General features: G+C 50.9%; 8 protein-coding genes. All 8 read left to right on the top strand.

Features of this window, described 5'->3' with window-relative positions; all coding sequences use genetic code 11:
* Positions 1–3 precede the first annotated feature (3 nt).
* The 8 genes from hcp (at position 4) to GE278_04380 (ending at position 10,328) form a co-directional block, all read left to right on the top strand.
* Complete coding sequence (hcp, locus tag GE278_04345; protein QLK60061.1) at positions 4–495, top strand: type VI secretion system tube protein Hcp; 492 nt, start codon at positions 4–6, stop codon at positions 493–495.
* A gap of 173 nt (positions 496–668) precedes the next feature.
* Complete coding sequence (tssH, locus tag GE278_04350) at positions 669–3,305, top strand: type VI secretion system ATPase TssH (protein ID QLK60062.1); 2,637 nt, start codon at positions 669–671, stop codon at positions 3,303–3,305.
* Complete coding sequence (locus GE278_04355; GenBank protein ID QLK60063.1) at positions 3,298–3,852, top strand: type IV secretion protein Rhs; 555 nt, start codon at positions 3,298–3,300, stop codon at positions 3,850–3,852. The genes tssH and GE278_04355 overlap by 8 nt, the downstream gene beginning before the upstream one ends.
* 56 nt (positions 3,853–3,908) lie before the next feature.
* Positions 3,909–4,334 carry a hypothetical protein gene (locus tag GE278_04360; GenBank protein QLK63187.1) on the top strand — a complete coding sequence of 142 codons (426 nt, stop codon included), beginning with the start codon at positions 3,909–3,911 and terminating at the stop codon, positions 4,332–4,334.
* A 37-nt stretch (positions 4,335–4,371) separates the two neighbouring features.
* Complete coding sequence (gene vgrG, locus GE278_04365; protein QLK60064.1) at positions 4,372–6,885, top strand: type VI secretion system tip protein VgrG; 2,514 nt, start codon at positions 4,372–4,374, stop codon at positions 6,883–6,885.
* A 1-nt stretch (position 6,886) separates the two neighbouring features.
* A complete protein-coding gene (locus GE278_04370; GenBank protein ID QLK60065.1) occupies positions 6,887–8,416 on the top strand; it encodes a hypothetical protein in 1,530 nt (509 codons plus the stop codon).
* Between the two features lie 107 nt (positions 8,417–8,523).
* Positions 8,524–9,507, top strand: coding sequence for a hypothetical protein (locus tag GE278_04375; GenBank protein QLK60066.1), 984 nt, complete (start codon positions 8,524–8,526; stop codon positions 9,505–9,507).
* Between the two features lie 542 nt (positions 9,508–10,049).
* A complete protein-coding gene (locus tag GE278_04380; GenBank protein QLK60067.1) occupies positions 10,050–10,328 on the top strand; it encodes a PAAR domain-containing protein in 279 nt (92 codons plus the stop codon).
* Position 10,329 lies beyond the last annotated feature (1 nt).

Genomic DNA, 10,329 nt, shown 5'->3' on the forward strand with positions numbered 1-10,329 from the left:
ATCATGGCAATTCCTGTTTATCTTTGGCTGAAAGACGACGGCGGCGCGGACATTAAAGGGTCTGTTGACGTTAAAGACCGCGAAGGCAGCATCGAAGTGGTGGCTCAGGAGCACAACGTCTATATTCCGACCGACAACAATACCGGCAAGCTGACCGGCACCCGTATCCACACGCCGTTCCTGTTCACCAAGGAAATCGACTCCTCCAGCCCGTACCTGTACAAGGCGGTGACCACCGGTCAGACCCTGAAGTCTGCAGAATTCAAGTGGTACAAAATTAACGATGCAGGTCAGGAAGTGGAGTATTTCAACACCAAACTCGAAAACGTGAAGGTGGTGAAGGTCAATCCGGTAATGCATGACGTGAAAGACCCGGCTTACGAAAAACACAACCATCTTGAGCAGCTTGAGCTGCGCTACGAAAAAATCACCTGGACCTACAAAGACGGCAACATCATTCATTCCGATTCCTGGAACGAACGCGCCACAGCGTAAGCCTGATGCGGGCAGGTTTTTCTGTCCGCAATTTTTTTTGCTGAACGTCTGCTGTGCGGGCGTTTAGCAAAAAATACATCACCCCATGCCCCTGACCTTATGCGCTTTAGGTCCCTGATAGTCAGGGAATAGCGAAGGGCGGTAGCGTGCCTGGAAAGACAAAAGAGAGAGTTATGGAAAATTCAGCCGCCTTGTTACGTCGTCTTAATCCTTACTGTGCCCGTGCGTTAGACGGTGCCGCCAGCCTGTGCCAGACCCGCGCCCACGCGGAAATTTTACCCGAGCACTGGTTGCTGAAACTGCTGGAACAGGGCGAAGGCGACCTGACGGTGTTAGCACGCCGTTATGAGTGGGACATGGATGCGCTGTGGCAAGACTTACTCGGCTGGCTGGACAACCTGCCGCGCACCGTGCGTGGGCGGCCACAACTGTCAGACACGCTTCATGCGTTACTGAAGCAAGCGTGGATGGTTGCCTCGCTCGAAGGCTGTGAACACATCCGCAGCGCACACCTGCTGGCAGCAATGATTGACATGCCAAAAATGCTGCGCTGTGACGGGGTGTGGCCGCTACTGACTCTGGGGCAGAGCCAGCTTGAGCGACTGCGCCCGCTGCTTGATGCGCAATCGGATGAACGAGAGGAGATGCAGCGGGAGGAAGAGCTGGCACAGAAGCGTGGCGGAGACGTTGAATTCGTCGGGCGCCCGGTAGGGGCAACGGCGGAAGGTGAACTTAACCCGGCGCTGCAGAACGCCTTGGATAAATTCACTCTTGATGTCACTGCCAAAGCGAAAGCGGGCAGTATCGACCCGGTATTCGGGCGTGATATCGAAATCCGTCAGATGGTGGATATCCTTTCCCGCCGTCGTAAAAACAACCCGATACTGGTCGGTGAGCCAGGTGTCGGAAAAACGGCCCTGGTGGAAGGGCTGGCGCTACGGATCAGCGAGGGCAACGTGCCGGAAAGCCTGAAAGCCGTCAGCCTGCGCACTCTCGACCTCGGCCTGCTGCAGGCGGGTGCAGGTGTGAAGGGGGAATTTGAACAGCGTCTCAAAAACGTGATTGAGGCGGTACAGCAGTCACCTACCCCCGTTCTGCTGTTTATCGATGAAGCCCACACCATTATCGGGGCCGGCAATCAGGCCGGCGGCGCGGATGCGGCCAACCTGCTGAAACCGGCGCTGGCCCGTGGCGAACTGCGCACCATTGCGGCCACCACATGGTCTGAGTACAAACAATATTTTGAACGTGATGCCGCACTGGAGCGTCGTTTTCAAATGGTGAAGGTAGACGAGCCGGAAGACGACACCGCCTGCCTGATGCTCAGGGGCCTGAAATCCCGCTATGCCGGGCACCACGGCGTACATATCACCGACGATGCCGTGCGCGCCGCCGTGACACTTTCCCGCCGTTATCTCACCGGCCGTCAGTTACCCGATAAAGCGGTGGATCTGCTCGACACCGCGAGCGCCCGGGTTCGCATGAGCCTCGATACCGTGCCGGAAAGCATTACGCACCTTAGGGCGCAGCAGACTGCACTGGCGCTGGAGCAGCAGGCGCTGCTGGAAGATATCGCCGTCGGCGGCCATTCCCACGGTGAGCGACTGGCTTCCATTGAAAAACTGCGCCTCGTGCTCGATGCGGATATCAAGACGCAGCAACAGCGTTTCGCGCAAGAAAAATCGCTGGCGGAACAGCTGATGACCTGCCGTCAGGACATCAGCCGGCAGGAAGAAATTCACAGCCTGCAACAGCAACTGAGCCAGCTGCAACAGGACACTGCATTAATTCAGATTGATGTCGATACCCGCACCGTCGCCAACGTGATTGCCGACTGGACCGGCGTGCCGCTGTCATCATTAATGAAAGACGAGCAGACCGACCTGCTGACGCTTGAAAACTCGCTGGGAAAACGCGTGGTCGGGCAGGATGCCTCGCTGAACGCCATCGCCCGGCGTTTGCGCGCCGCGAAAACCGGCCTCACCTCTGAGAACGGTCCGCAGGGCGTATTTCTGCTGGTTGGGCCGAGCGGCGTCGGGAAAACCGAAACCGCGCTGGCGTTAAGCGACGTGCTGTACGGCGGTGAAAAATCACTGATCACCATCAACCTCTCCGAGTACCAGGAGCCGCACACCGTCTCGCAGCTAAAAGGTTCACCGCCGGGCTACGTCGGTTACGGCCAGGGAGGCATTCTGACCGAGGCGGTGCGTAAACGCCCGTACAGCGTGGTGCTGCTCGATGAAGTGGAAAAAGCGCACCGTGACGTGATGAACCTGTTCTATCAGGTATTCGACCGTGGCTTCATGCGCGACGGTGAAGGCCGAGAAATTGATTTTCGCAACACCGTCATTCTGATGACCGCCAACCTCGGTAGCGACCCCCTCATGCAGCTGTTGGACGAACAGCCGGAAGCGACCGAAGCCGATCTGCAGGAACTGCTGCGCCCGATTTTGCGAGACCATTTCCAGCCCGCGCTGCTGGCCCGTTTTCAGACCGTGATTTATCGCCCGCTGAGTGAGCCCGCCATGCGCACCATTGTTGAAATCAAGCTTGGCCAGGTGAGCCAACGCCTGCACCGCCACTACGGCCTGACCACGCATATTGACGAGAGCCTGTTTGATGCGCTGACCGCCGCCTGCCTGCTGCCGGATACCGGTGCGCGTAACGTCGACAGCCTGCTGAATCAGCAAATCCTGCCGGTGCTGAGTCAGCAGCTGCTTACCCATATGGCGGCCAAGCAAAAACCGGCTTCACTGACCCTGGGGTGGAGTGAGGATGAAGGTATAGTGCTGGAATTTGGTCATGACTGAGAAAAACCAAGATAAGGACAAAATAAAAGAAGGTGGTATCAGGTTACTGACGACAGGCGAAATACAACTGGCACAGTCGGTGTTTGCGTCCAGCATTGAATATCCCAAAGTCTGGATCCATAAAGACAGCTATCTGCCTTTTAATCTGCAGAATGCAGATACTGCAATGACACCGAACGGTGAGCTGTATTTTCGTAACCAGTACCATGATGATTTTTCGCAGTCGACCGATGATATGCAGCATTTGTTTATCCATGAAATGAGCCACGTCTGGCAACGGGCCAGAGGCATGAATGTGATGGGTCGGGGATTGATAAGCTGGCTGGTCAGCTATCGCTATACGCTGGATGGTCGTTTGTTATGTGAATATCCGATGGAGCAGCAGGCGCAGATTATTGCGGATAATTTTGTTCTGCAGGCCTTCGGATATCAGGTATGGAATCATCTCGAAATAAAAAAATACCCCGACGTCACCCTTGATGGCGATATTTCTGAATCGGTGATACGCAAACAATACAAAAATGCTTTGCGGGGTTTTCCATGGTGAAGATGACAGTTTTTCGCGAGTTATGGTCTGCTTTTTTGTTCGGCATGTGTCTGTTAATGCTAACGGGATGTCCTGGATCTGGCGACAGAGGGCGCTTTGATGAAACAGCACAAGTCAGTCAGCAAGGTGACAGTGTGTGTTTTAACGTTACTGATGCTCAGGATTATCAACCCGCAGATATCGGGATCAATCCCCGGGGGATACCTTCAAAAGAAAAGAACTTTAATTTTACACCGAACCTTACTGTTTCAGACGGGAAACTCTGCATTCCACCTTCTTTTTACCACTTCCCGGATAAGGGGCAATTCATCATCGAGTATGTATTAACTTCAAAAAAATATGATGATGAGCCACGGAGTTTCGTCATCACCCTGGAAATTAACAAGGGCCATATTTATAACGTGACACCGACAGAGAGAGAAATAAACCTGCCGTATTGTCGCTATGCGATGGATAACTCAGTTGGTGCCTGTCAGCTGTAAATATTACAAGCACTGAAAATTACATGGAGTAAAAATCATGAGTCTGACAGATACGCTGACCAGCATAATTAAAACCACCCTGAATCGTTACCAACTGGATATTTCTTCCTGCACCTCACCACTGGATGTGGAAGAGTTCAGCGGCAAAGAGTTTATGAGTGACCTGTATCATTACACCATCCTGTTCACCAGTTCTGACAAAGACATTACAGCAGCGCAGTTGCTGAGCAAGCCCGCATCCCTGACCATGGGAACGGGGGCCCTGATGGGGCTGAGCGGCCAAAAGGTGATCCACGGTGTCGTCACTCATTTCAAACGCATCAATGGTTCCGCAGATCAGGTTACCTACCAGATTATTCTCGAACCTTTCCTCTCTTTGCTGAATAAGCAGTTCCGCACGCACCGTTTCTTTGTCGACAAATCAGTACCGGATGTGGTGAAGCAGGTACTTCAGGAGCATGGTCTGAAAGACTGGGAATACGAATTTTCCCTGAAAGCTGACTATCCGAAGCGTGAGCAGATAAACCAGTACCAGGAAAATGACCTTGCGTTTATTGAACGCCTGCTGTCAGAGGTGGGGATTTATTACTTCTTCACCTTACAAAAAGACACCCAGACCGAAGTGGTGAATTTTGCGGACACCCAGAGTGCCTGGACGTTCGGGAAAACCTTGCCGCTTAACAGCCCGTCAGGGGCGAATGACAACGGCGTCGACGCCGTGTGGGATGTTCATGTCTGGCACAACGTGGTGGAAAGTTCGGTAACCGCCGGCGACTACAACCACCGGCAGGCACAAAAAGTCCTGACATCCGCGCAGGCCGATATGACCCGTGGCGACGGCGACGGCGTGACTTACGGGGATGTTTACCACTATCGTCCACGCCATCTGGAAAGCGGGGAGAAGATTAACCCGGCTGCCGAAACCGGCAATTTCTGGGCAAGAATGGAGCATGAACGCTTCCTCTCGACCCAGACCACGGTGACCGGCAACAGTACCGACTCCACTCTGGGGGTGGCGCAGATACTCACTATCACGGAAACAGCGCTCCCTCATACCTTGCCGGCCGTCACGGAAATTGGATTGGTTATCGTGCGTGCAGACTACACGGCCAGCCGTAAAAATGCCCTGCAGGTGGGGTGGGCGGCAATGCCCTACAGCGAAACCTGTTGCTGGAGACCGCCAGCCAAAAAGCGCCCTGTGGTGAGCGGTACGCTGACGGCCCGCATCACCAGCGCTAAAGAGAACGATATCTACGCCTGGCAGGATGTAGCAGGCATGTATCGGGTGAAATTCAATGCCGACCGCGACGACAAGCGTCAGGGTATGGAAAGTATGCCGGTGCGCTTTGCCAAACCTTACGGCGGTGACAAATACGGCTTCCACTTCCCACTGATACAGGGCACCGAGGTGGCGATTGCGTTCCACGAAGGTGACCCGGACCGGCCGTATATCGCCCACGCCCTGCACGACTCTCGCCATGTAGACCACGTCACTGAAGCCAACAGCACGCGCAACGTCATCCGTACAGCTGGCCTGAACAAGCTGCGGATGGAGGACAAGCGCGGTGAAGAGCATATAAAGCTCAGCACTGAGTACGGCGGCAAAACGCAGCTTAATTTAGGGCACAATGTCAATGCTGACAGAGTGCTGCGTGGTGAAGGGGCTGAGTTGCGTACGGATGATTGGGTGGCCATTCGCGGTGGGAAAGGGGTGTTTATCAGTGCTGATGTGCAGCCTTTGGCTGGTGGGCAGATGCTAGCTATGCAGGCCGCTATCAGCGAGCTTCAGCAGGCACAGCGTTTAACTGAATCCTTACGTAGCGCTGCTGAGACGGCAAAAGCAGAACTGGCGGATTTACAGATGCAAAAGACGCTCCTCAGTGATGCACTCACCGAACTTAAACAGTCTGCACTGTTGTTCTCGGCCCCTGCCGGCATTGCGCAGACTACGGCTAAAAGCTTGCAGCTGTCGGCGGGGGAAAATCTCACGGGAACCAGTGGTAAAAACACTGACTTTAGTACATTGAAAGCCTTCACAGTGGCGGCGGGTGAGGTTATCAGCCTGTTTGCACAGAAGATGGGAGTGAAACTATTTGCGGCGAAAGGGAAGGTGGAAATCCAGGCACAGGGCGATGAGATGGCTCTACATGCGCTGAAAGATGTGCGTATCAGTAGCAGTGAAGGCAAAGTGATTATTCGTGCTGAGCAGGATATTTTGCTGGTGGGCAGCGGTGGTGCTTATCTGAGGATAGGTAACGGTGAGGTGGAAAGTGGTGCCCCTGATAAAATAATCCAGCGGGCGGCAGTATGGCAGAAATTTAACGGGCAAAGTGCCAGCGAAATGGGGCAGAAGTGGGATAAGGCCGATTTTGCTTATACCCCTAAAGCAATCCATCTCTATGATAGTTCAGCACTGTCCGGTCAAACACTGATCATGCAAGCTGACGATGCCGCCAGCAAAATTGTATCAACAGCTGAAAATGGTAAGAGTGTTTTACTGAAGCAAGTTGACGTAGTGACTGACAGAATGCGGTTTAAGGACGGAAAATAAAATGACGGGAGCAGCGGAAAACGAAGTAGTGATCCTGCCTGAATATGACGAAAATGGACGAGCGTATTACACCCTCCCGAATGCCAGAGCTGAGGATAATCTGGTTGTTGCCTGCCCTAAAGTTGCGGAGAAAGTGATCCCGATAATTTTCCTGCCAGGCGTAATGGGATCGAACCTGAAAAAGGTCGGCTCAGATAAAAAAGTCTGGCATGCTGATATGCATGAGGGTGTTGATGCGCTGGCCTGGACAATTAAAGCAAAAAAAGAAAGAAAAGAACTATTGGATCCAGTCACCACCGAAGTGGATTTGACCGGGAAGGTACTTTACAGCGACCTCGAAGGTAAGATGTTCCCCACCAGAGAGGAACGAGGTTGGGGTAGTGCACTTTACAAGAGTTATGGCGAGCCACTCCATACCCTGCAGTGCATGTTGAATGATGGTCATATTTTGCTTGATAACCTTATTAATGGTACCCGCAGACAAACTCCCCGGCAGTTGCTAATTGGTGAAGACTTAAGCGCGGAAAAAGGCGAAGAAGCGCTGACAGAAGCTGAGGTCAGACAGAGTTACGATATTTTATTTCCCTTGCATGTCTTTGGTTATAACTGGCTGCAGTCAAACGCGGACTCTGCCCAACATCTAGACCGCTATATCAGACAGGTGTTGAGTATCTATCACGGCAGGCTTGCCGTCAGTAAAGTTATCCTGATCACGCACTCAATGGGCGGCCTGGTTGCACGACATTATTCAGAAAATATGAGTGGCAGGGAAAATATCCTCGGCATTGTGCATGGTGTAATGCCTGACCTGGGTTCTCCAGCGGCGTATCGGCGTATGAAAACCGGAGAACGGGGCGTTGTCGGGGCGGTTATTGGTGCTGACGCAGCAAATCTGATGCCGGTGCTGGCCCAGTCGCCCGGCCCGTTACAGCTGCTGCCAGGGAGGGCCTACGGGACGGGGTGGCTGAACATTCACGCCAGCAAAGGGGTGATGAATAAGCCGGAGTCCGATCCTTATACGGAAATTTATCTTAATAAAAGTGACTGGTGGCGACTGTGCGAGAAAGAGTTGCTGTTGGATGATACGGCTAAAGAGTGGGAAAAATATCAGGACAGAATAATAAATAAGGTCCAGTTATTTATTGAAGAATTAAAGGGTAAATATCATCCTAATACTTATGCATTTTACGGTGCCAGTAAAAAGCATCCCTCAGACGATCATCTGATATGGCAGCAGATCCCGGCGCCGAGACCGGTTTTTGGCGTGCCGGTGGAATTACCCGTTTACCGTCATGTGCAGGGACAAATATTTGAACTGACTTCCTCCGGCGGTCCGGGGGATGGCACCGTACCGGTCCGTGCAGGACGTATCTCATTTTCAGGTATTCGTTCACTGCTGGCCACGGAAGTGGACCACGAAGGAGCCTATGCCGTCGGTGATCTCGGCATTGAAAACGGTCTTTCGGTTGCGATGAAGTTCACATTACGGTCGATTATAAAAATGGTCGGGGAAGTGACGCCATGCGGGTAAGACATTTATGGCTTGGATTGTTTGCCGTTGTGCTTGTGTTATTCGCAGCGTACTGGCTATTAACCCGCCCGTGGCCGGTATCGCCACCGACAGTAGAGGAAAAACAGATGACAGATAAGCTTTTTGAGCAGACGAAACCTCAGTGCCTTGGTCGCTATCTTTTTGATGTCCCCGTTTCATTTACTAATGCTCTGGCGGATCAGGTGAAAATTAATGATATACGTATCGCCAGCAAGCGGTTATATCGTCCAGCATTTGAACAGCGTATACGCTTGCGTGAGCAGGAGCTAAGGAATAGCCCTACCGTCAGGCAGAAAGATCAACCTTTTCTGAAACAGGTATATCGTATAAACGAAAATACAGTTATTTTCGATCGCAATGAAAACGGTAGTGTTGCTGGTTTTGGCCGAATTCTGGAAGGGCATCTTTATGATAATGGAGTGGCATTTATAGTGACATCGGTGATCAGGGATGTATCCGACCCAAAATATCAAAAGGATAAAGAAGATTATTTAAATAGTGGAATGAAGGAAAACTCCCTGAATAATAAACCTCAGAAGCTGGCCGAAATCCAGAGCCTGCTTTCGAGACTGAAGGGAAGAGCAGACAATGAAGTTCCCTCACAGCCAGGAGTCTGTACTCCAGATGGTTTTATTAGCGACGCTAATATTAAATCGGATGAAGAGATTAGCATGTTGTACCGTCAGGGTGATTTTGAACTGGTGGTAAACAGTAACAGCACCCTTGGAAAAGGCGAAACGCTACTGGAGCGGGGTAGTGAAATAAATCCAGTAATGGTCAGGATTGGAGCCCACACGCTTAGAAAAGGGCCGGTTAAGCTTTCTAGCATAAATGCAGAAGAGTGGCTAATTAAAGCTCATCAGGACATCTATCGGCCAGAGGATAAAAATGTTCCCTATTTTACATTTACACTTTATGGGAATGAAAAGGTTGCTGATTATAATCACCCCGTATTTTCAGTAGAATTGCATAATTCTGGTCTCGAGGTGAAGAACTATACGGATTCACAGCTGGTTGATATATGGGACAGAATAACCCGGACATTCAGATACAGACCAAATGCATTCTGAAAAATTATACAATTCTCGTTGAGGGGGAAGTATAACTATTTGTAATTCTTTCTATCCCTGTTAAGGATACAGATCATGAAAACTCTTATGGAATTGATAGTATAGGCATTTAAAGCGACCTTTCAGTTGAGATGATAAATGGTGGTTTCAATAAATATTTAGGAGTAATGGTAAGGGATGTTTAATGAGCTGGAAGTATTTCTTACATGGATATCAATATTAGGGCTTGGTTTCTCTGTTTCAGCCCTTAGAGATCGAAACAATCCCGCTCAGGTCCGAGCGTTGGGATGTATTTTCCTCCTTCTCTCAGTATGGCTTTTTTTGGTGTTATTAGGTGGCGGCGCGCTAAGATTTTATAATTAAAGGTCGCATTGAATGTTTCAATGAAGTGTTTGAACTCATCTGGCTATATAAAATATAATCAGTGTTAACTTTTCACGGCGTTATTTTTAGTGCATTTAACTCTTCGTGTTTTAATATGGCATCTAGTTGTTCTGTGAGTTATAACCATTTGGGTTTTTAATTATCACGTAATATACTTAATGAATAAGGAATATATTATGCCAGCACTGGCTTGTCTGGGCGATGCCACTACCCATGGTGGTAAGATTATTTCTGCCTCCTCTACCCTGTTTGTTAACGGCATCCAAGTGGTACTGGTTGGCGATCAGATATCCTGCCCTGAGCATGGCACTAATCGAATATCTGAAGGGGATCCCACCGCCTTTGAAAATGGTGTGTCCGTTGTGGTAGATAATTGTCTCTGTGAATGCGGTTGCCGAGTGATCAGCTCACAGAACGACAGTGCTATTGAGTCTTGAT

The sequence above is a fragment of the Enterobacteriaceae bacterium Kacie_13 genome (assembly GCA_013457415.1).
In the GTDB taxonomy this organism is placed as follows: domain Bacteria; phylum Pseudomonadota; class Gammaproteobacteria; order Enterobacterales; family Enterobacteriaceae; genus Rahnella.